A 22,532-nucleotide genomic window follows, 5' to 3' on the forward strand; every position below is an offset into this window, starting at 1 on the left:
AAAGAGCGCGGAGACCCTGATGTCCTCTTTTAACGAAATGATCAAAAACATCACCCCCGATATCTACCAGAGCCTGAAGCTGGCGGTGGAAATCGGCAAATGGTCCGACGGTGGCAAACTCACCGCCGAACAGCGCGAACTGTCGTTGCAAGCGATGATCGCCTGGGAAATCCAGAACCTGCCCGAAGAAGAGCGGACCGGCTACATGGGCCCGCAGGAGTGCAGCTCCAAGTCGATCAGCGTGCCGAACATCCTGTTCAAGTCGGATGCCATCCATTGATCGAGATTGGCCGCGGTGCAATCAGTAAAATGTCGGCGCGCCTGGACGGGCCGAACGTGCAGTACGCTTTTCGTCTGGGCGACACCGAGGTGCCGGTCAATCCATTGATCGGCACCACAGTGCGCCTGGAATACCTGGGGGCGATCTTCTGTTCCCATTGCGGACGCAAGACCAAAACCAGTTTCAGCCAGGGTTATTGCTACCCGTGCATGACTAAACTGGCCCAGTGCGACATCTGCATCATGAGCCCGGAGCGTTGCCACTTCGACGCCGGTACGTGCCGTGAGCCGGAGTGGGGCCAGAAATTCTGCATGACCGATCACATCGTCTACCTGTCCAACTCGTCGGGTGTGAAAGTCGGGATTACCCGTGCCACCCAGTTGCCGACCCGCTGGATCGACCAGGGTGCCCGTCAGGCATTGCCGATCATGCGCGCCTCGACCCGCCAGCAGTCGGGCTTCGTCGAAGACCTGTTCCGCAGCCAGGTGGCGGACAAGACCAATTGGCGTGCTTTACTCAAGGGCGACGCGGTGTCGGTGGATCTGGCCGAGGTTCGCGATCAGTTATTTGATAGCTGCGCCGAAGGTTTGCAAGGTTTGCAGGAACGATTCGGACTACAAGCAATCCAGACTATTGCCGATGTAGACGTCCTCGAAATCCGCTATCCGATCGAGCAATACCCGGCCAAGATCGTCAGCTTCAATCTGGACAAGAACCCGATTGCCGAAGGCACGCTGTTGGGGATCAAGGGTCAATACCTGATTTTCGACACCGGCGTAATCAATATTCGTAAGTACACGGCCTATCAGCTCGCCGTGCATCAGTAAGGACTCCAGCATGCGCACCGAACAACCGAAGATGATCTATTTGAAGGACTATCAGGCGCCTGAGTACCTGATCGACGAGACGCACCTGACCTTCGAGTTGTTCGAGGACCACAGCCTGGTCCATGCGCAACTGGTGATGCGCCGCAATCCTGAACGTGGCCCGGGCCTGCCGCCATTGGTGCTGGATGGCCAGCAGCTTGAGCTGTTGACCGTGAACCTGGCCGACCGCGAGCTGAGCGCCGACGACTACGTGTTGACCGAGAACCACCTGACGTTGCACCCGCAAAGCGAACGCTTTACGGTCGACACCAGCGTGCGCATCCACCCGGAAACCAACACCGCGCTGGAAGGTTTGTACAAATCCAGCGGCATGTTCTGCACCCAGTGCGAGGCCGAAGGCTTCCGCAAGATCACCTATTACCTCGACCGCCCGGACGTGATGAGCAAGTTCACCACCACCGTGGTCGCCGAGCAGCACAGCTATCCGGTGCTGCTGTCCAACGGCAACCCGATTGCCTCGGGGCCTGGCGAAGACGGCCGGCACTGGGCGACCTGGGAAGACCCGTTCATGAAACCGGCTTACCTGTTCGCGCTGGTGGCCGGTGACTTGTGGTGCGTCGAAGACACCTTCACCACCATGACCGAGCGTTCCGTAGCGCTGCGCATCTACGTCGAGCCGGAAAACATCGACAAATGCCAGCACGCCATGAACAGCCTGAAGAAGTCGATGCGCTGGGACGAAGAGGTCTATGGTCGCGAGTACGACCTGGACATCTTCATGATCGTCGCCGTCAACGACTTCAACATGCGCGCCCTGGAGAACAAGGGCCTCAACATCTTCAACTCCAGCGCCGTGCTGGCCCGGGCCGAAACCGCCACTGACGCCGCGCACCAGCGGGTCGAGGCGATCGTCGCCCACGAATACTTCCACAACTGGTCGGGCAACCGTGTGACCTGCCGCGACTGGTTCCAGTTGTCGCTGAAGGAAGGCTTCACCGTGTTCCGCGATTCCGGCTTCTCCGCCGACATGAACTCGGCCACGGTCAAGCGTATCCAGGACGTGGCATACCTGCGCACCCATCAGTTCGCCGAAGACGCCGGCCCGATGGCCCACGCCGTGCGCCCGGACAGCTTTATCGAGATTTCCAACTTCTACACCCTGACCGTGTACGAAAAGGGCTCGGAAGTGGTCGGCATGATCCACACCTTGCTCGGCGCCGAAGGTTTCCGTAAGGGCAGCGACCTGTACTTCGATCGCCACGACGGCCAGGCCGTGACCTGCGACGACTTCATCAAGGCCATGGAAGACGCCAACGGTGTCGACCTGACCCAGTTCAAACGCTGGTACAGCCAGGCCGGTACACCGCGTTTGGCGGTGAGCGAGTCCTACGATGCCGCCGCCAAAACCTACAGCCTGACCTTCCGCCAGAGCTGCCCGGCCACCCCGGACAAGGTTGAGAAACTGCCGTTCGTGATCCCTGTGGAGTTGGGTCTGCTGGATTCCAAAGGTGCGGCGATTGCGCTGCGTCTGTCTGGTGAAGCATCGGCACAAGGCACTTCGCGGGTCATCTCGGTGACTGAAGCGGAGCAGACCTTCACCTTCGTCGACATCGCCGAACAGCCTTTGCCTTCGCTGCTGCGCGGGTTCTCGGCGCCAGTGAAGCTGAGCTTCCCGTACAACCGCGATCAACTGATGTTCCTGATGCAGCACGACAGCGACGGCTTCAACCGTTGGGATGCCGGTCAGCAACTGTCGGTGCAAGTGCTGCAAGAACTGATCGCCCAGCAGCAGAAGGGCGAGGCACTGGTGCTGGATCAGCGACTGATTTCGGCGTTGCGCACCGTACTGTCCGATGAGACGCTGGACCAGGCCATGGTGGCGGAAATGCTTTCGCTGCCAGGTGAGGCGTACCTGACTGAAATCAGTGAAGTGGCTGACGTCGATGCAATCCACATCGCTCGCGAGTTTGTGCGCAAGCAGTTGGCCGACAACTTGTTCGAAGCGCTGTGGCTGCGTTACCAGGCCAACCGCGACCTGTCGAAGCAAACCCCGTACGTGGCCGAGGCTGAACACTTCGCCCGTCGCGCCTTGCAGAACATCGCGCTTTCTTACTTGATGCTCAGCGGCAAGCCGGAAGTGTTGGCGGCGACGCTGGAGCAGTTCGAAACCAGCGACAACATGACCGAGCGCCTGACGGCGTTGGCGGTGTTGGTCAATTCGTCGTTCGAAGACGAGAAGGCCAAGGCGCTGGCCAGTTTCGCCGAGCACTTCAAGGACAATCCGCTGGTTATGGATCAGTGGTTCAGTGTTCAGGCGGGCAGCACGTTGCCGGGTGGTTTGGCGCGGGTGAAGGCGTTGATGGAGCATCCGGCGTTCAATATGAAGAACCCGAACAAGGTGCGGGCGTTGGTCGGCGCGTTTGCCGGGCAGAACCTGATCAACTTCCATGCGGCGGATGGTTCCGGGTATCGGTTCCTGGCGGATCTGGTGATTGAGTTGAACGGGTTTAATCCGCAGATTGCGTCCCGGCAGTTGGCGCCGCTGACTCGCTGGCGCAAATATGACGACGCTCGTCAGGCGTTGATGAAAGGGGAGCTGGAGCGGATTCGCGCTTCGGGTCAACTGTCCAGTGATGTGTTTGAAGTGGTCAGCAAAAGCCTGGCCTGAGTCTGACTCGCTCCTTCAGGGGTTTACGCAAATCCCTGTAGGAGCAAGGCTTGCCCGCGAAGACGGCCTGATAGCCGGCCCATCTCTCGCACATGTACACCGGTCAAAATTGTGGGAGCTGGCTTGCCTGTGATGGCGGCCTTATAGCCGACCCATCTCTTGCTGATGTACACCAATCAAATTGTGGGAGCGGGCTTGCTCGCGAAGGCTGTTTCGCGGCTGTCTAGATTTTTGATGGTGTACATATCCATTCCTGCGGTTACGGCGGCTGACGGTTCCGCTCTTACAGCGGGTCACTTTGAAAAGCGCAAAGTAACCAAACGCTTTCGCCCCTGACGTACGGTGCCTCGCCTAGGCTCGGCATGCCCTCGCTCCGGTCCTGCTTCGTGGGCCCGCCGCCATCGGCCATCCATGGCCGGGGGCGGCTACCGCGGCATCCCTGCCGCGGTGCCCACTGCGCAGAACCTGCGCTCGGCCTTCCGACGGGGCAGATCAAAAGCCAAAGCCAAAGCCAAAGCCAAAGCCAAAGCAACGGCAACGGCAACGGCAAGATCAACAGCTTCGCGGGCAAGCCTCGCTCCTACAGGGGGAATTGATCGTTCCCACGCTCTGCGTGGGAATGCAGCCCGGGACGCTCTGTGTCCCAAAAGCGGACGCGGAGCGTCCATTGAGGCGTTACCACGCGGAGCGTGGGAACGATCAGTGCCTCGCTCCCACAGGGTGAACGCGAGTCTGAGACAGGCCGGCCGGCAGGCCGCCTCGCGGTGCGGTGTACGCCCCCTCGAGAGGCCGAGTGGAGGTTCTGCGCAGTGGGCAACCCGGCATGGATGCCGGGTTAGCCGCCCCCGGCCATGGATGGCCGATGGCGGCGGGCCCACGAAGCAGGACCGGAGCGAGGGCATGCCGAGCCTCAGCGAGGCACCGAACGAAAGGGGCAAAAGCGTTTTGGTTACTTTGGCGCTCTTCCAAAGTGACCCGCTGTAAGAGCGGAACCAATATCCGCCGCGACCGCAGCAACGGATATACACACAAACCCCAGAAACCCCAGAAACCCCAATCACCCCACCTAATACCCAATCATTCACCCAAACCCCAACACCCCCCAGGTTAACAAAACATAACGTGGCGTCGATTGTCAGACCTTTCCAAAGCCCGATAGGATAAGCCAGCTTCCGAAGGGGCTCTAGATTGCAGGTTTCAGGACTATGCTCCAACCAGTCAATCACCACGAGCACCCTTACGGCGCCCTGAAAGGTTGAACGACCTAACAATAATAATGGGGGAAGGTCTATGAGTGAGCCTGTCATGGGTGTGGGTATCTGCCGCCCGCCGGCATTACGCAAATTCGCGTTGCTGGCTACAGCGCTCTCGCTGTTGGGTTGTGCCGTGCTGTCGGCCCCGGTGGTCGCCGCCGACGCGCCGGCCGCCGATGCGGTCTATTCCGTTGAATCCGCCAAGGCTGCCAAAAGCCTGATGCTCGATGTCGTCCACGCCGGCAAGCGCCTGGTGGCGGTCGGGGATCGTGGGCACATTCTGTATTCCGATGACCAGGGCTCAACCTGGACCCAGGCCAAGGTGCCGACCCGGCAATTGCTCACGGCCGTATTTTTTGTCGATGACAAACACGGCTGGGCCGTCGGGCATGACGCGCAAATTCTCGCCAGCGAAGACGGCGGCGTCACCTGGACCAAACAATTCGAAGACCTGAAACGTGAATCGCCGCTGCTCGACGTCTGGTTCAAGGACGTCAACAGCGGCTTTGCCGTGGGCGCGTATGGCGCGTTGCTGGAAACCACCGACGGCGGCAAGCACTGGGAAGACGCCAGCGATCGCCTCGACAACGAAGACCAGTTTCACCTCAACGCCATTGCGGCGGTCAAGGATGCCGGGCTGTTCATCGTTGGGGAGCAGGGCAGCATGTTCCGCTCCGCCGATTGGGGCCAGACCTGGGAAAAACTCGAAGGCCCGTACGAAGGCTCGCTGTTTGGCGTGATCGGCACCGCACAGCCTAATACGCTGCTTGCCTACGGGTTGCGCGGCAATCTCTACCGCTCCACGGATTTCGGCAGCACCTGGGAACAAGTTCAACTCCAGGCCGCACGTGGCACGCTGGAGTTCGGCCTGTCCGGCGCCACCTTGCTCGATGACGGCTCCATCGTGATCGTCGGCAATGGTGGTTCGGTGATCAGCAGCAGTGACAACGGCGAAACCTTCACGGTGTTCAATCGTCCGGACCGGATTTCCGTGTCGTCGGTCACCGCCGCAGGCAACGGCAATCTGATTCTCGCAGGACAGGGCGGCGTTCGCGCCACTTCGCCAACCGGCGCTGAGCTTGGCAAGTGAACCGGGCAAATAATAAGAAGGGCGAAGCTATGACATCATTGACCAGTCATCACCAAGACAAGGCGACGTTTTTAGAGCGCCTGATTTTCAACAATCGCCCGGCAGTGATCGTTATCTGCCTGCTGGTGAGTATCTTCCTGTTCTGGCAAGCGACGCTGATCCGGCCGTCCACCAGCTTCGAAAAAATGATCCCGCTCGAGCATCCCTTCATTCAGAAGATGATGGAGCACCGCAACGATCTGGCGAACCTCGGCAACACCGTGCGGATTTCCGTGGAAGCCACTGACGGCGACATCTTCTCCAAGGAGTACATGGAGACCCTGCGCCAGATCAACGACGAAGTGTTCTACATCTCCGGCGTCGACCGTTCCGGCCTGAAGTCGCTGTGGAGCCCGAGCGTGCGCTGGACCGAGGTGACGGAGGAGGGCTTCGCCGGCGGCGAGGTGATCCCACAGAGCTATAACGGCTCCCAGCAAAGTCTCGACCTGCTGCGCAACAACGTGCTCAAGTCCGGCCAGGTCGGGCGCCTGGTGTCCAACGACTTCAAGTCGAGCATCGTCGATATCCCGCTGCTGGAGTCCTATCCGGACCCGCAGGACCAGGGCAAGTTGCTGGCCCTGGACTACCGCAAGTTCTCCCACGAACTCGAAGACAAGATCCGCGACAAGTTTGAAAAACAGAACCCTAACGTGCAGATCCACATCGTCGGTTTCGCCAAGAAAGTCGGCGACCTGATCGATGGCTTGGTCATGGTGGTGATGTTCTTCGGCGTCGCCTTCGTCATTACCCTGATCCTGCTGTACTGGTTCACCAACTGCATGCGCAGCACCGTGGCAGTGTTGAGTACGACGCTGGTGGCGGTGGTCTGGCAACTCGGCTTGATGCACTTCTTCGGTTTCGGGCTCGATCCCTATTCGATGCTGGTGCCGTTCCTGATCTTCGCCATCGGTATTTCCCACGGCGTACAGAAAATCAACGGCATCGCCTTGCAGTCCAGCGAGGCCGACAATGCCTTGACCGCTGCACGGCGCACCTTCCGGCAACTGTTCCTGCCGGGGATGATCGCGATTCTCGCGGATGCGGTGGGCTTCATTACGCTGCTGATCATCGACATTGGTGTGATTCGCGAACTGGCCATCGGCGCGTCCATCGGCGTGGCGGTGATCGTGTTCACCAACCTGATCCTGCTACCGGTGGCAATTTCCTACGTCGGTATCAGCAAGCGTGCGGTCGAGCGCAGCAAGAAAGACGCGCACCGCGAACACCCGTTCTGGCGCCTGCTGTCGAATTTCGCCAGCCCGAAAGTCGCACCGGTGTCGATCATCCTGGCGTTGTTGGCCTTCGGCGGCGGCCTCTGGTACAGCCAGAACCTGAAAATCGGCGACCTCGACCAGGGCGCGCCGGAGTTGCGTCCGGACTCGCGCTACAACAAGGACAACAACTTCATCATCAGCAACTACTCCACCAGTTCCGACGTGTTGGTGGTGATGGTCAAGACCAAGCCCGAAGGTTGCTCGCGCTATGAAGCCATGGCGCCGATCGACGAGCTGATGTGGAAGATGCAGAACACCGAGGGCGTGCAGTCGGCTATCTCCCTGGTGACCGTGTCCAAGCAGATGATCAAGGGCATGAACGAGGGCAACCTGAAATGGGAAACCCTGTCGCGCAATCCGGACGTGCTGAACAACTCCATCGCCCGGGCTGACGGCCTGTACAACAACAGCTGTTCCCTGGCGCCGGTGCTGGTGTTCCTCAACGACCACAAGGCTGCGACCCTGGACCGTGCCGTGCATGCGGTACAGGACTTCGCCAAGGACAATAACAAGGACGGCCTGGAATTCATTCTTGCCGCCGGTAACGCTGGGATCGAAGCCGCGACCAACGAAGTGATCAAGGAATCGGAGCTGACGATCCTGATCCTGGTGTACATCTGCGTCGCGACCATGTGCATGATCACCTTCCGCTCCTGGGCGGCGACCTTGTGCATCGTGCTGCCGCTGGTGCTGACCTCGGTGCTCGGCAACGCGCTGATGGCTTTCATGGGCATCGGCGTGAAAGTCGCGACCCTGCCGGTGGTGGCACTGGGTGTGGGGATTGGCGTGGACTACGGCATCTACATCTACAGCCGTCTCGAAAGCTTCCTGCGTGCGGGCCTGCCGTTGCAAGAGGCCTACTATCAGACGCTGAAGTCCACCGGTAAAGCCGTGCTGTTCACCGGTCTGTGTCTGGCCATCGGCGTGTGCACCTGGATCTTCTCGGCGATCAAATTCCAGGCCGACATGGGCCTGATGCTGACCTTCATGCTGCTGTGGAACATGTTCGGCGCACTGTGGCTGCTGCCAGCGCTGGCGCGGTTCCTGATCAAACCGGAGAAGCTGGCGGGGCAGAAGGGCAATTCGTTGTTTGCTCACTAATCTACAAACACCGCAGTTCCCCCCTGTGGGAGCGGGCTTGCTCGCGAAGGCGGAGTGTCAGCCAACAGAGATGTTGAATGATAAACCGCCTTCGCGAGCAAGCCCGCTCCCACATTGGATCTTCAACAAACGCCGCAACCTTGTGTTGCGGCTTTTTCATGTGTGCTCAGTTCGGTTCCAATGGCAGGAAATACTCCCGGGCCAGTGTTTCGCTAATAGCGCCATGGTAGATCTCGATTTTCTGCTTCGGATCTTTGGCCCTGGCCATGATCGATTCATAACTTTCGAATCGTTGCTCCCCGGTTTTCAGATGAGCCGTCGTGTATGTGGCTTTACCGTCCCGTACGCCGACGTAGTGAAAGTGCGCGTACCACAGTGGAGAATCGTCGGCGTCCAGCAGGGCGTATTCCTGCATGAAGTCCCGGCGTCCGGTTTTCAGCCGGACGCGACGGCCGATGGGCTCGACGTGAATCACGTTGTGTTGCAGCAGATATTCCACTCCTTCGCTGGTCGGCGCCTGATCCTGGGTCATGCGGGTGCGCAGCTCCGTTCCCTTGCGTTCGAGGATGTGTGCCTTGTCCCGTAGCGCAGTGATCAGGGCGGTGTCTTTTTCATTGCCCGTCGGGGCGTCCTCGTGTTTTTCCAGCTTATCGGCATACCCGGTGAGCTTCTGCGCTTCCCGTTGCAATTGCTCCTCGATTTCCTTGGGCGAACTTGCACCTTTGGCGTAGCCGTCGATCTTGAGGACTTGCTCATCGACCTGTGCCAAGGCCTTTCGGGCATTGCCCTTGAGCAACGGGTAGGGGATTGAAGGGGCCTTGGGGGCCGGCGCCCTGGCTTCGACGATCTCCACCCAGTCATTGTCGTGTTGATGGAACGAGAGCAGGGGCTTGTCGTCCAGCGGACCATTGATGTCGACAATGTCGCCGTCCTGATTGGCAATACGCGGACGAAGATCCCCGATCAGGGTGCCTTTGGCGGTTTTGATGACTTTTTTTCGGCTGACCGCAGGAGGCGGGGTTTTGCTTTTTTTCTTGCCTGAGCTCACATCTTTGGAGCTCCCGGCGGCTGTTTGTCCGGACTCGTCAGGCGATTGTCCCTGTTCCGATGCCAGCTGTTGAATCTCGGCAGCCATGCGCTGCTCGGCGTCGAGGCGCAATTGGTGAATGAGGATCCGCAGGCGGTTGAACGCCGGCATGACCAATTCTTCGGCCCTGAAGATAGCGATACTGCCCAAGGCATCCTGGGCGGCGCTGTAGTGGCGGACCAGACTGTCGAGCACGGCGATGCGATCACTGCGCTCATACACGTGGTCGGTTTGTAGCTCGGCATGGGACCTGGCCAGCATCAGCAACGGTTCGACGGCTATTTCCAGCGCATCGGTGGTCTCGGTTCCCAGGGTTTTGACGCTGAGGATGCGCAAGATCACCAATTGGTAGGACTTGACCCTCAGGGCCGTCAGTTCATTTTCCGGGCGGTCCTGATTCAGTCCATTCAGTGTTTCGGCGCCCAGCAGCGGGATTTGTTCAAGCTCTTCGATCCGTCGGTCGATCTCCTCATAGGACCGGATCATGGTTTCATTGATTTCACTGGTTTCGCGGATGAATTCGAAGTATCGCCTCACCACGGCCTCACCTTCGTTAGCCAAGGCTTCATAGAGTTGCTGCACATTGCTGGCGAATTCGTTGTACCTGATGTTGGCGGCGGTTCGAGCATCGTCGGCTTTCACGATCCGTTTGCGAATATTCTTGATGATGTTGCCCAGCACATCGCAAATCAGCGAATGATCCAGGGGAAAGTCCGTCAGCTCGCTGGTTTCCCTCAGCCCGTCAAGCAGGGTGATGTAGTTGTCGGTCTGCTTGTCGAGCTCGGCAACATAGCGCTGCATGAATGTCGTGCGTTCTTGGTCCGTGCTGCTGGGGTTGTTGTCTTTGAGGTCCATCAGGTTTTCTGCGATATCGACACGTTTTTGCACCCGGTCCTGTTGTGCAAAGAACTCCTGGCGCCATAAGGCCAGCTCTTCGATGCGCTGACGCCTGGTTTCCCGTGCATCGGCAATGCGGCTTTTGCGACCACCGCCGACCAGTTGCAGGCCCTGGTCCAATGTCCATTTGCCACGGCCATTGGATTTGAGCTTGATTCCCGGGTGGTCAGGGTGATCCGGGGGCACCAGGAAAACCTCGCCGAAGCCCGGCACGATCCGCACGCGAAACAGCAGGCCGGCGAGGGTGGCGTGCCATTTGTTGTCGATTCGGTACAGGCCGTGGAAAGGGCCGATGGCAATGGGTTCCGGTAGAGAATCCGGCCATGGCACCCGCACGGATTTCAATTGTTCGACCAATCGAGCCGTGGCCGAATCCCGCGCCGTCGACAGGTTGAAGTCCAACAAGGTGTGGCCGCTGCCCGGTGGTTCGGATGGCAATCCCGGCGCCGCTTGGGTGACCCTGCTTTCGGCAACAACATGGGGCAGGGGCCGCCGCAGTGAATCGAGTGCAACAGGTGGTTTTTGGGAAGCCATCGGGCCGTCGATTGCGTCTCTATTCTGCGCCACATGCAGTAACACGAGCCCAAGGTTTAGCAGCACGTCGACCCAGGCCTGTTCCCGAGCGGTGACATCATCGCTATCCAGGGCAGGCAGGTCCTGGACCAGACTGTGGGTAATTTGCAGCATCCAGCCCACCAGCATCGCCGGGCCGCGCAGCAGCGGCAGGATCAGGTTGTTGAACACCAGCCAGCCGCCTTCAAGGATGATCGCCCAGCGACTCTCGGCGTTGGACACTGATTGCCGATCAGCCTGTTCTGCCAGCGCATTGGCGTTGCTTTCAAATAGCCGGGCCAGCAATTCACCGTGTTGCGGCGCCGTGAGCCAGTCGGCGGCTTCGTCGCCCACTAGAATCGCCGGTTTGGGTTTTTCCGGGGGCGTGAATTCATCATCGACATGGAAATGCACAATGTGCGGTTCGTTGAAACCGTTGTTGTCGTAGATCGGGCGGGCGCGATCCGACAGCCAGGTCAGCACGCTGGTCTGCAAGGGGCCTGGTTGTGCGATGGCACTCAGCAGGGCTTGGCGAGTCGGGTATTGCTGCAGCGCCGGTGAGTACAGCGGCCGGTAGAGAATGTGCGGGCCATCGGCGTTGAGGTTCCGGGGTTCGATGATGAACAGGTTGCCGGCCACGTCGCATTCGGCATCGGCTTTTCTCTGGAAGGCCAGCGGCCGCAGGACGATCTCCTGGTCATCGACGAAGCGCTCGGCGGTTGTCTTGTGCATCAGCGCGGCGACGTATCGGTAACCCTGGCGGGAGAAACCTTGTTCAGCCTTGATCGAGAGTTCGAGTGCAAGTATTGGCAAGCTGACGGCCAGTTCCAGGCTGAACAGTCGCTGGCGCTCCCGCGCTTCGGGCGTGTCAGCCAACAGTTCGGTACGGATGTATTCGGGATAGTGCTGGCCGATGTCGACCCGGCTGACCAGTTCCAGCAGATAGGCCTCGGTGGTCCAGTCCTGAATCAATTGGTCGCCCGTGTGACGAATCGTCATCCGGCCTTTGGGTTTGGCTGCAAGGTTCTTGATGGACAGTTCGGTCAACGACATTTTGACCGGCTCGATGTAGCCACTGCCGAGGTCGCCGACAGGCACATGAAAGGTCAGTTCCAGTTCGTCGGGGTTGTAACCGGGGGCTTGCGGTTGATCCAGCAGCATCTGTTTGTGCAGCGCTTTTCTGGCGAAAGTCGGGAGGTCATCGATGCCCGCGCGAAATGTGCGGCCCAGGTTCTGTTGCTTGATGCTGGCCAGTTCCAGCACATGTTTGCGGTAAGCCATGCGATCCACTGCGCTTGCGGTTTGCAACCACTTGGGCAGGCTGGAATCGATGTGTTGGAACAGCATCGGGTTTGCGCTTTGGGTGCTCGGCTGAATAACGAACTGCGCCGCCACATCGGTGATTGCGGCGAAGCGTTTTTCCAGCTCATCCACGCGCAGGCGTGACGGCAACTTGAACGCAGCCAGATCGTCCAGTTGTCGGTTCAGTAGGAGGGCGGCCTGGGTGTCGAAGAGATTGCCGTCCGGCTCAAAGCGTTTCCAGGTGATGCTGACGGCCATGAAGGTTTGTTGAGACCGCATGCCCCAAGCTTGGCCAAACGCTTCCATGGACGGAAAGGCTTCGACAGTGCCGGTCACACCGCACAGCAGCAGGGTTTCACCGCAGGTGACCAGTAAGTCGGGGCTTTGCAGGCTGATTGATTGCTGATCTTGAATCAGGGTGGTTTCAAGGACGTAGGCATGGATAACACCTTTTGCCCAAGGTGCCTGGAGGCGTTCATGTTTGTCGGAATGGCGGGTCAGTTCGGTGAGGATCCCTGCTTGCAGCGCGTTGATTTGCGCATGCCGAACCGCCGTGGTTTTCAGCACCCCGTTCAGCAGATCCCCCAGCCATTGCCAGCGACTGACCCCGCCCTCGACGGGCTCATTCCAGTAATCACTCAACGCTTCCTGAAACGCGATGCACACCATGACTGGCAGCTCTCGAATGATGCCGGCGATGACTTGCATGTCCGGTTCGCGCTGGGTGGTGTTGTCGTATGTCAGGTGTGTCGGGGCCTTGTTGGTCAGGAAGCAGGCGCGGCCATACTGTGCGCTGAGCAGCGGTGGCGTGCCGTTCGCCAGGTACTCGAGCACCACATCCAGCAACAGCGTCAGGCGCCAGCCACCCTCGGGGAGCGGTTGTGCGAGGCGGGTTCGCTCGGGATCGAAATCCAGTGGCGGGTATTTTTCCAGCAGGTCTTCCTTGAGCAGACTGGCGGTTACCGAGCGCAGGGTCGGGCGGGTGCTGAATTGGGTGCTGATCGTTCGGGCAATGAGGTTTGAGTATCCGGCCTCTGCGGTCGGTGATGAAGCGGTGGGCATGATGCAATCCTTTGCATGGTTGAGGCCTTGAACATAAAGCGTCGGGGAGTGAAGTGTGCGGTATCCGGTTACCGCACAGGCATTGATGGAATGGGGTAGACGCGCGGGCGCAGAAACAAAAAAGCCGCGACCTGAGGGTGGCGGCTTTCTTGTGGTTCACACAATTCAAATGTGGGAGCGGGCTTGCTCGCGAAGGCGGTGGGTCAGCCAACATCAATGTTGAATGTTTTACCGCCTTCGCGAGCAAGCCCGCTCCCACAGGGGGTTAGTGGTTGTTGGTGGGATCGGCGCCGAGCACGACGTTGAGCGCACTGCGCGCATCATCCAGTTGCACCAGCGTCGCATGCCGCGCCCCGAGCGCATCGCGATTTTCGATGGCCGTGAGGATCGCCTTGTGCCGTGGCAGCGCCAGTTCATGCAAGTTCGGCCGCTGGTTGGAATGCTTCAACGCCTCGGCGATCGCCACCGAGAGCATGTTGCACAGGTTGGCCAGCAGGTCGTTGTGGGTTGCGTCGGCGATGCGGCTGTGGAAGTCCAGGTCCGGTTGCAGCAGCGCTTCCGGGGTCGGTGCGGCTTCCATCCGTTGGTAGGCTTCGCCGATGGAGGCGATGTCGGCATTGGTGGCGTATTGCGCGGCGAGGGCGGCGGCGGCCGGTTCGATGATGCTGCGCACGCTGGTCAGCAGGCTGAAGAATTCATTCTGCGGACTGCTTTGCATCAACCAATGCAACACGTCCGGGTCGAGCATGTGCCATTCCTTGCGCGCCTTGACCACCGTGCCGACCCGTGGCCGGGAATACACCAACCCCTTGGCAACCAGCACGCGCGTGGCTTCGCGCAGCACCGGCCGACTCACCGCGTACTCTTCGCACAACAGGGCTTCGGCGGGCAGTTTGTCGTCGGGCTTGAAGCGTCCGGAGACGATCTGCATGCCCAGTTCCTGGACAATGCGCGAGTGCATGCTTTTGCGGTCGGAGGGTTTGCGGTAATCCATGGGGAACGGCGCGATCCTGGGCGGGTGGGGGTGTGGCGCATGATAGCAGGCGCGGACAGGCTCCTGAATCAGATGAAGAACCAATGTGGGAGCGGGCTTGCTCGCGAAAGCGGTTTGTCAGCCAACTAATGTGTTGGATGTTAAGCCGCTTTCGCGAGCAAGCCCGCTCCCACAGGGGGATGGTGGGATCAGTGGGAATGGCGAGGTACTTCGGAGCCGCGGCAGCCGACGAGGAAGTCAAAGTCGCAGCCCTGGTCCGCTTGCAGCACATGGTCGATGTACAGCTGGCGATAGCCGCCCACGATCAGTTGCTTCGGCGGTACCAGATCCGCCATCCGCGCCGCCAGTTCGGCGTCCGGGATATCCAGGTGCAGACGTCCGCTGGCGCAATCGAGCTCAATGAAGTCACCTTCCTGCACCACCGCCAACGGCCCGCCGGCTGCGGCTTCCGGCGCTACGTGCAAGACCACCGTGCCGTACGCCGTGCCGCTCATGCGCGCATCGGAAATCCGCACCATGTCCGTAACGCCCTGAGCCAGCAGCTTGGCCGGCAAACCCATGTTGCCGACTTCTGCCATGCCCGGATAACCCTTCGGCCCGCAGTTTTTCATCACCAGGATCGAGTTCGCGTCCACGTCCAGTTCCGGGTCGTTGATCCGCGCCTTGTACATGTCGAAGTTCTCGAACACCACGGCGCGGCCACGGTGCTGCATCAGTTCGGCACTGGCAGCGGAGGGCTTGAGCACGGCACCGAGTGGCGCGAGGTTGCCGCGCAATACGCAAATGCCGCCGTCGGCGCGGATCGGGTTGTCGAGGGTACGGATCACTTCGTCCTGGCCATAGATCGGCGCGTCCTTGGTGTTCTCGCCGAGGCTCTTGCCATTGACGGTCAAGGCGTTCGGATGCGGAATCAGATTGGCTTCGCCGAGGCGACGCAACACCGCCGGCAAACCACCGGCGTAGTAGAACTCTTCCATCAGGAAACGCCCGGACGGTTGCAGGTCGACGATGGTCGGCATGCCACGACCGATGCGGGTCCAGTCGTCCAGATCGAGTTCGACGCCAATGCGCCCGGCGATGGCTTTCAAGTGAATCACCGCGTTGGTCGAACCGCCAATCGCCGCGTTCACTCGGATGGCGTTTTCAAAGGCTTCTTTAGTGAGGATCTTCGACAGCCGCAAGTCTTCGCGCACCATCTCCACTGCGCGCATGCCGGACATGTGCGCCAACACATAACGTCGCGCATCCACCGCCGGAATCGCTGCGTTGTGGGGCAGGGAGGTGCCGAGGGCTTCGGCCATGCAGGCCATGGTCGATGCGGTGCCCATGGTGTTGCAAGTGCCGGCCGAGCGGGACATGCCGCCCTCGGCCGCGAGGAAATCGTCGATGGTGATGGTGCCAGCCTTGACCTGTTCACTGAGCTGCCAGACCACGGTGCCCGAGCCGATGTCTTGGCCCTTGTGCTTACCGTTGAGCATCGGCCCGCCGGTGACGACGATCGCCGGCACGTCGCAACTGGCCGCGCCCATCAACAACGCCGGAGTGGTTTTGTCGCACCCGGTCAGCAGCACCACACCGTCAATCGGGTTGCCGCGAATGGCTTCTTCCACGTCCATGCTCGCCAGGTTGCGGGTGAGCATGGCGGTGGGGCGCAGGTTCGATTCGCCGTTGGAGAACACCGGAAACTCCACCGGAAAGCCGCCGGCCTCGATCACACCGCGTTTGACGTGCTCGGCAATCTGGCGGAAATGCGCGTTGCACGGGGTCAGTTCCGACCAAGTGTTGCAGATGCCGATGATCGGTTTGCCGTGGAACTGGTGGTCGGCGATGCCCTGATTCTTCATCCAGCTGCGGTACATGAAGCCGTTCTTGTCGGCGGTGCCAAACCATTGGGCGGAGCGCAGGGTGGGCTTCTTATCAGACATGATCGATTCTCTTATTGTATGACTATATTGTTCAATCTGATGAATAACATAAGCGCAAATTCGCCGGTTTGGAAGCGTTGTTGCTTAATTAGTATTACTATATAGTCGGTTTCAACGGAGGGATTGGCCCTGGCGGTTTTCCGCGAGAGGCGTCCCCCGAGGTTCTATAACAACAACAATCGGAGACCGATCTCATGAGCCAGGAACTGCGGCTTATCCGTCGCATCACGTTGAAACTGATTCCCTTCCTGATCCTGCTGTACCTGATCGCCTATGTGGATCGCTCCGCCGTGGGCTTCGCCAAGCTGCACATGGGCGCGGACATCGGCATCGGTGATGCGGCTTACGGCCTCGGCGCCGGGCTGTTCTTCATTGGTTACTTCCTGCTGGAAATCCCCAGCAACCTGATGCTCGAACGCTTCGGCGCCCGGCGCTGGTTTGCGCGGATCATGATCACCTGGGGCGCGATCACCATCGGCATGGCGTTCGTCCAGGGTCCGCACAGTTTCTATGTGATGCGCTTCCTGCTCGGCGCCGCCGAAGCCGGGTTCTTCCCGGGCGTTCTGTACTACATCACCCAATGGTTTCCGGTGCGCCATCGGGGCAAGATCCTCGGGCTGTTCATTCTTTCCCAACCCATCGCGATGATGATCACCGGCCCGGTGTCCGGCGGTTTGCTCGGCATGGACGGCACCCTCGGCCTGCACGGCTGGCAGTGGCTGTTCATCGTCATCGGCACCCCGGCGATCCTGCTGACCTGGCCGGTGCTGCGCTGGCTGCCCGACGGTCCACAACAAGTTAAATGGATGGACCAGGCCGAGAAAGACTGGCTCACCGGCGAACTGAAAAAAGACCTCGAAGAATATGGCCAGACCCGTCACGGCAATCCGCTGCACGCGTTGAAAGACAAAAGGGTTTTGCTGCTGGCGCTGTTCTATCTGCCGGTGACGTTGAGCATTTATGGCTTGGGTTTGTGGTTGCCGACCTTGATCAAACAGTTCGGCGGCACCGACCTGGTGACCGGTTTCGTGTCCTCGGTGCCGTACATCTTCGGGATCATCGGTTTGCTGATCGTGCCGCGCAGTTCCGATCGCTTGAATGATCGCTACGGCCATTTGGCGGTGCTTTACGTGCTGGGCGCCATCGGCCTGTTCCTCAGCGCCTGGCTGACGCTGCCGGTGGCGCAACTGGCGGCGTTGTGCCTGGTGGCGTTCGCGCTGTTTTCCTGCACGGCGGTGTTCTGGACGCTGCCGGGCCGCTTCTTTGCCGGGGCCAGCGCGGCGGCGGGGATTGCCTTGATCAACTCGGTGGGCAACCTCGGCGGCTACATCGGGCCGTTCGTGATCGGCGCGCTGAAGGAATACACCGGCAACCTGGCGTCGGGGTTGTACTTCCTGTCCGGGGTGATGGTGTTTGGATTGGTGCTGACGGGGGTGGTGTATCGGTTGCTGGAGCGCAAGCATGTGTTGCCGGCCGATCAATTCGCCGCCAGTGCCCGGGGTGCAACCCGTACCTGAAAGATCACAAAAATCCCCTGTGGGAGCGGGCTTGCTCGCGAAAGCGGAGTGTCAGTCAGCACAGATGTTGGATGAGAACCCGCATTCGCGAGCAAGCCCGCTCCCACAGGGGGGGCAATGCCGACTTCAAGATGGTTACAGGAGAAAATCATGCGTTTAGTTCAGTTCGAATTGATTAACGGCGAGCGCCGCGTTGGCGTGGTCGAGGACGGTCTGGTGCGCGAAGTGCAGGACGCGCGCACGGTCCGCGATCTGGCCCTGGCCGCCGTCGAGGCAGGCGTCAATCTTGAGCAGCAAGTGAAAACCCTCGGCCTGGGCATCAGCCACGACTATGCGCAATTGCTGACTCACCTGCGCATCCTGCCGCCGCTGGACCACCCGGATCCGGCGCACATGCTGGTCAGCGGCACCGGCCTGACGCATTTGGGCAGCGCCTCGGCCCGGGACAAAATGCACCAGCAAGTCGGCGACGAAGCCGCCATGACCGACACCATGCGCATCTTCAAGTGGGGCGTGGAGGGCGGCAAACCGGCGGCGGGCCAGGCTGGCGTGCAACCGGAATGGTTCTACAAGGGCGACGGCAGCATTGTCGTGCGACCGGGCCAGCCGTTTCCGTTGCCGCCCTTTGCCGAAGACGCCGGAGAAGAGCCGGAGCTCAGCGGTCTCTACGTCATCGGCCACGACGGCAAGCCGTATCGCCTCGGTTATGCGGTGGGCAACGAGTTCTCCGACCACGTCATGGAACGCAAGAATTATCTCTACCTCGCCCACTCCAAATTGCGCAGTTGCAGTTATGGCCCGGAACTTCGCGTCGGTGAGCTACCCCAACACTTGGCAGGCACCAGTCGCATCCTGCGTGACGGCGAGGTGCTGTGGCAGAACGAGTTCCTCAGCGGCGAGGCCAATATGTGCCACAGCCTCGCGAACCTCGAGTATCACCATTTCAAGTACAGCCAGTTCCTGCGACCGGGGGATGTGCACATTCACTTCTTCGGCACCGCGACCCTGTCCTTTGCCGATGGCATCCGCACCCAACCGGGTGATGTGTTCGAAATCAGCCAGGCTGAATTCGGCGCGCCGTTGATCAACGGTATCGCGCCGGCAGCAGCGGCGTTCGAACCCGGCACCGTCGGCACCCTTTAAGGAGAACCGCATGACCCAGATTCTTGGTCACAACTACATTGGCGGCCAGCGCAGCGCGGCCGGTAGCCTCAAATTGCACAGCGTCGACGCCAGCACCGGCGAAGCCTTGTCCCACGATTTTTATCAAGCCACGCCGGAAGAAGTCGACGCCGCCGCCAAGGCTGCCGCAAGCGCTTATCCGGCTTATCGCAGCCTGAGTGCCGAGCGTCGTGCACAGTTTCTCGACGCCATTGCGGATGAACTGGACGGGTTAGGCGATGACTTCGTGGCCGTGGTCTGCCGCGAAACCGCGTTGCCCGCCGGTCGCATTCAAGGCGAACGCGGTCGCACCAGCGGCCAGATGCGCTTGTTCGCCAAAGTCCTGCGTCGCGGTGATTTCTACGGTGCACGGATCGATCTGGCCTTGCCCGAGCGTCAACCGTTGCCACGCCCGGATTTGCGTCAGTACCGCATCGGTCTCGGCCCGGTTGCCGTGTTTGGCGCAAGCAACTTTCCATTGGCGTTCTCCACGGCCGGCGGCGACACCGCATCGGCCCTGGCCGCCGGTTGCCCGGTGGTGTTCAAGGCCCACAGCGGCCATATGGCCACCGCTGAACTGGTCGCTGACGCGATCATTCGCGCCGCTGAAAAAACCGCGATGCCGGTCGGTGTGTTCAACATGATCTACGGCGGCGGGGTCGGCGAAGCGCTGGTCAAGCATCCGGCGATCCAGGCCGTGGGTTTTACCGGTTCGCTCAAGGGTGGTCGTGCCTTGTGTGACATGGCGGCTGCGCGTCCGCAGCCGATTCCGGTGTTCGCCGAGATGTCGAGCATCAACCCGGTGATCGTGTTGCCTCAAGCCCTTGAGGCTCGGGCTGAAACCGTTGCCCGCGACCTGACGGCGTCGGTGGTGCAGGGCTGTGGTCAGTTCTGTACCAATCCGGGGCTGGTGATCGGGATTCGTTCGCCGCAGTTCAGCGCGTTTGTGCAGCAGGTCGCGTGGTTGATCGGCGATCAACCGGCGCAAACCATGCTCAATGCCGGGACGTTGGGCAGTTACGGCAAAAGCTTGCAGAAGTTGCTGGCGCATCCGGGAGTCGAGCATCTGGCCGGCCGGGAGCAGCAAGGCAATCAGGCGCAACCGCAGTTGTTCAAGGCTGATGTCAGCCTGTTGATCAACGGCGATGAAGTGTTGCAGGAAGAAGTGTTCGGCCCGACCACGGTGTTCGTCGAGGTCGCGAATCAGGCGCAGCTCAGCGCAGCGTTGAATGGCCTGCACGGCCAACTGACGGCGACGATCATTGGCGAACAGGCGGACTTTGAACAGTTCGGCGAGCTCACGGCGTTACTTGAACAGAAGGTCGGGCGGATCTTGCTCAACGGTTATCCGACCGGTGTGGAAGTCTGCGATTCGATGGTTCATGGCGGGCCGTACCCGGCGACCTCCGACGCGCGCGGCACGTCGGTGGGCACCCTGGCCATCGACCGCTTCCTGCGCCCGGTGTGCTTCCAGAACTACCCCGACAACTTGCTGCCGGAACCGCTGAAAAACGGCAACCCGCTGCGGATTCAGCGTTTGGTGGATGGCAAGCCATCCCGCGACGCGTTGTAAGTGATCGTTCCCACGCTCTGCGTGGGAATGCAGCCCGGGACGCTCTGCGTCCCTTCTAAAGCCGAACGCGGAGCGTCCGATGAGGCATTCCCACGCGGAGCGTGGGAACGATCGGAACGGCCACACACCATCCCCCTGTGGGAGCGGGCTTGCTCGCGAAAGCGGAGTGTCAGGCGCTATTGATTTCGACTGACCCACCGCATTCGCGAGCAAGCCCGCTCCCACATTGGTTCGGTGTTGTGCATGAGTTTTGTGTTCGGCACCGGTCCAGGGGGAGTGATGAGCTATCATTGCGTCTTTCCAATTGAATGATTGATTGCCATGACTGCCGTAACCGACACCTTGCTCAACGCCCTCGAAAACTGCGACATGCTGGAAATCGATGGCTTGCACGCCTCTGATTTCTACCTCGGTGAAGAGGACGACAGTCTGAACATCGAATGCATGGACGGTCGGGCGCTCAAGCATTGGGAATTCAGCATGGCCCAGATCCAGGCAGCGACTTTCGATCCAACCCTGCAGAGCTGGCTCATTACCGGTGATTCCGGCGAGCACCGGCTGGTGTGCATGGCCGCCATCGGCGGGCATGACGACGAGGAAGAAGAGCATGAAGATGCGTAATTTCTGGCCACTGTTGATGGCGGGCAGCGTCGGCGCCATGGGCGTTCAGGCCGCGACCGTCGACGATTATCAATTGCTGGTCGGTTCCTACACCGCAGGTCAGAGCCAGGGGATTTATCGCCTGAACTTCGACAGCGCCACCGGGCAGATTGCCGCCAAGCCGCTGCAAGTGGTCAAGAGCGAAAACCCGTCCTGGCTGACGATTTCCAAGGATCAGCAGCACCTGTTCGTGGTCAACGAAAACGGCCCGGGCCAGACTGATCCGGTGGGCAAGGTCAGCAGTTATTCGATCAACCCCAAGACCCATGAACTGAGCCTGATCAGTCAGGTCCAGAGCCTGGGCAACGAGCCGACCCATTCGAGCCTCAGTGTTGACGGCAGCCATTTGTTCGTCAGCAACTACTCGGTGGTCGAGGATCCGGGCGGCACCCTCGCGGTGTTGCCGGTGGGCGCGGACGGCAAGCTCAAGTCGGTGGTGCAGATGAGCAGCCACCCGTCGAGCCGGGTCAACCCGGAACGGCAAGCCTCGGCGCACGTGCATTCGACGATCTCCTCGCCGGATGGCAAGTACGTGTTCTCCAATGATTTGGGCGCGGACAAGATCTTTGTCTATCGCTTCAACCCCAAGGCCAACCCGCTGTTGCCGCTGACGCCTGCGACGCCGGCCTCGGTGCAATTGCCAGCCGGTAGCGGGCCGCGTCATCTGCTGTTCAGCGCCGATGGCAAGCACGCCTGGCTGACCATGGAAATGAGCGCCCAGGTCGCGGTGTTCGACTACCAGGACGGCACGCTCAAGCAAACGCAAATAGTCGATCTGGCGGCGGGGCAGCCCACCTCCGATAAGGCCGGCGCTGCACTTCACGCCTCGGCTGATGGCAAATTTCTATATGTCAGCAACCGTGGCACCGCCAATCAGTTGCTGGTGTTCGCCATCGATCCGGCCACCGCTCAGCTCAAGGAACTCCAGCGTCGCTCCGTCGAGGGTGATCACCCGCGGGAATTCAGCCTCGATCCGAGTGGCAAGTTCCTGTTGATCGCCAACCAGAAGAGCAACGAGATTGTCGTCGTCGAGCGCGATGCCAAGACCGGCCTGTTGGGCAAAACCGTGCAGAAATTGCCGATGGATGCCCCGAGCGACCTCAAGTTTCTAGTGCGTCAATAGGTGCGGCAATAGGCCGCAGGCCCCGGTTGATAAGGCCTGCGACCTTCTATTAATGAGACTGATATCCGCTAATGCTACAAAGCATTTCAAGGCGCGGACCTCGGACGTTAAGTTTGCTCCACGGCCCAACCGGGCAAGCAAGCCAAC

At 60.2% G+C, this 22,532-nt stretch carries 13 protein-coding genes; 10 read left to right on the plus strand and 3 right to left on the minus strand.

Annotated features, from left to right (window positions below; all coding sequences use genetic code 11):
• Positions 1-19: 19 nt before the first annotated feature.
• From ACIQY3_RS03680 to ACIQY3_RS03700, 5 genes are all read left to right on the plus strand, one after another.
• Complete coding sequence (locus tag ACIQY3_RS03680) at positions 20-280, plus strand: YeaC family protein (RefSeq protein ID WP_133836178.1); 261 nt, start codon at positions 20-22, stop codon at positions 278-280.
• Positions 277-1,107 (plus strand): DUF2797 domain-containing protein, encoded by an 831-nt coding sequence (locus ACIQY3_RS03685; protein ID WP_403017352.1) that lies wholly within the window; start codon positions 277-279, stop codon positions 1,105-1,107. The genes ACIQY3_RS03680 and ACIQY3_RS03685 overlap by 4 nt, the downstream gene beginning before the upstream one ends.
• Positions 1,108-1,117: 10 nt before the next feature.
• The gene (pepN, locus tag ACIQY3_RS03690; RefSeq protein ID WP_403017354.1) at positions 1,118-3,775 is read left to right on the plus strand and encodes an aminopeptidase N; all 2,658 of its coding nucleotides are present in this window, start codon (positions 1,118-1,120) and stop codon (positions 3,773-3,775) included.
• A 1,290-nt stretch (positions 3,776-5,065) separates the two neighbouring features.
• On the plus strand, positions 5,066-6,118 hold the full coding sequence (locus tag ACIQY3_RS03695; RefSeq protein WP_403017355.1) for a WD40/YVTN/BNR-like repeat-containing protein: 1,053 nt from the start codon (positions 5,066-5,068) through the stop codon (positions 6,116-6,118).
• 29 nt (positions 6,119-6,147) lie between these two features.
• Positions 6,148-8,532 (plus strand): RND family transporter, encoded by a 2,385-nt coding sequence (locus ACIQY3_RS03700; protein WP_403017357.1) that lies wholly within the window; start codon positions 6,148-6,150, stop codon positions 8,530-8,532.
• Between the two features lie 166 nt (positions 8,533-8,698).
• On the opposite strand, the gene ACIQY3_RS03705 is transcribed toward ACIQY3_RS03700, so the two are convergent.
• The 3 genes from ACIQY3_RS03705 to ACIQY3_RS03715 all read right to left on the minus strand — a co-directional run bounded on the left by ACIQY3_RS03705 (position 8,699) and on the right by ACIQY3_RS03715 (position 16,351).
• Entirely contained in the window at positions 8,699-13,432 is a 4,734-nt protein-coding gene (locus ACIQY3_RS03705; RefSeq protein WP_403017359.1) for a dermonecrotic toxin domain-containing protein, read from the minus strand.
• A 265-nt stretch (positions 13,433-13,697) separates the two neighbouring features.
• Complete coding sequence (locus ACIQY3_RS03710; protein ID WP_403017362.1) at positions 13,698-14,426, minus strand: FadR/GntR family transcriptional regulator; 729 nt, start codon at positions 14,424-14,426, stop codon at positions 13,698-13,700.
• Between the two features lie 188 nt (positions 14,427-14,614).
• On the minus strand, positions 14,615-16,351 hold the full coding sequence (locus tag ACIQY3_RS03715) for an IlvD/Edd family dehydratase (RefSeq protein ID WP_403017364.1): 1,737 nt from the start codon (positions 16,349-16,351) through the stop codon (positions 14,615-14,617).
• Between the two features lie 194 nt (positions 16,352-16,545).
• Here ACIQY3_RS03715 and ACIQY3_RS03720 point away from each other — a divergent pair, with 194 nt between their 5' ends.
• The 5 genes from ACIQY3_RS03720 to ACIQY3_RS03740 all read left to right on the plus strand — a co-directional run bounded on the left by ACIQY3_RS03720 (position 16,546) and on the right by ACIQY3_RS03740 (position 22,385).
• Entirely contained in the window at positions 16,546-17,868 is a 1,323-nt protein-coding gene (locus tag ACIQY3_RS03720) for an MFS transporter (RefSeq protein ID WP_403017367.1), read from the plus strand.
• 150 nt (positions 17,869-18,018) lie between these two features.
• Positions 18,019-19,011, plus strand: a complete 993-nt coding sequence (gene araD1, locus ACIQY3_RS03725; protein ID WP_403017369.1) for an AraD1 family protein — start codon at positions 18,019-18,021, stop codon at positions 19,009-19,011.
• A 10-nt stretch (positions 19,012-19,021) separates the two neighbouring features.
• Positions 19,022-20,602 carry an aldehyde dehydrogenase (NADP(+)) gene (locus ACIQY3_RS03730; RefSeq protein WP_403017370.1) on the plus strand — a complete coding sequence of 527 codons (1,581 nt, stop codon included), beginning with the start codon at positions 19,022-19,024 and terminating at the stop codon, positions 20,600-20,602.
• A 321-nt stretch (positions 20,603-20,923) separates the two neighbouring features.
• Positions 20,924-21,223, plus strand: a complete 300-nt coding sequence (locus ACIQY3_RS03735) for a DUF5629 family protein (protein ID WP_403017372.1) — start codon at positions 20,924-20,926, stop codon at positions 21,221-21,223.
• Entirely contained in the window at positions 21,210-22,385 is a 1,176-nt protein-coding gene (locus ACIQY3_RS03740; protein ID WP_403017374.1) for a lactonase family protein, read from the plus strand. The genes ACIQY3_RS03735 and ACIQY3_RS03740 overlap by 14 nt, the downstream gene beginning before the upstream one ends.
• The last annotated feature ends 147 nt before the right edge of the window (positions 22,386-22,532 follow it).

Source organism: Pseudomonas sp. NPDC096950, assembly GCF_044762525.1.
In the GTDB taxonomy this organism is placed as follows: domain Bacteria; phylum Pseudomonadota; class Gammaproteobacteria; order Pseudomonadales; family Pseudomonadaceae; genus Aquipseudomonas.

Bases quoted from the DNA above. Each gene is read 5' to 3' on its own strand.
- ACIQY3_RS03705 (WP_403017359.1), bottom strand. From the start codon at position 13,432: ATGCCCACCGCTTCATCACCGACCGCAGAGGCCGGATACTCAAACCTC.
- araD1 (WP_403017369.1), top strand. From the start codon at position 18,019: ATGCGTTTAGTTCAGTTCGAATTGATTAACGGCGAGCGCCGCGTTGGC.
- ACIQY3_RS03730 (WP_403017370.1), top strand. From the start codon at position 19,022: ATGACCCAGATTCTTGGTCACAACTACATTGGCGGCCAGCGCAGCGCG.
- pepN (WP_403017354.1), top strand. From the start codon at position 1,118: ATGCGCACCGAACAACCGAAGATGATCTATTTGAAGGACTATCAGGCG.
- ACIQY3_RS03680 (WP_133836178.1), top strand. From the start codon at position 20: ATGTCCTCTTTTAACGAAATGATCAAAAACATCACCCCCGATATCTAC.
- ACIQY3_RS03740 (WP_403017374.1), top strand. From the start codon at position 21,210: ATGAAGATGCGTAATTTCTGGCCACTGTTGATGGCGGGCAGCGTCGGC.
- ACIQY3_RS03720 (WP_403017367.1), top strand. From the start codon at position 16,546: ATGAGCCAGGAACTGCGGCTTATCCGTCGCATCACGTTGAAACTGATT.
- ACIQY3_RS03715 (WP_403017364.1), bottom strand. From the start codon at position 16,351: ATGTCTGATAAGAAGCCCACCCTGCGCTCCGCCCAATGGTTTGGCACC.
- ACIQY3_RS03735 (WP_403017372.1), top strand. From the start codon at position 20,924: ATGACTGCCGTAACCGACACCTTGCTCAACGCCCTCGAAAACTGCGAC.
- ACIQY3_RS03700 (WP_403017357.1), top strand. From the start codon at position 6,148: ATGACATCATTGACCAGTCATCACCAAGACAAGGCGACGTTTTTAGAG.
- ACIQY3_RS03710 (WP_403017362.1), bottom strand. From the start codon at position 14,426: ATGGATTACCGCAAACCCTCCGACCGCAAAAGCATGCACTCGCGCATT.
- ACIQY3_RS03695 (WP_403017355.1), top strand. From the start codon at position 5,066: ATGAGTGAGCCTGTCATGGGTGTGGGTATCTGCCGCCCGCCGGCATTA.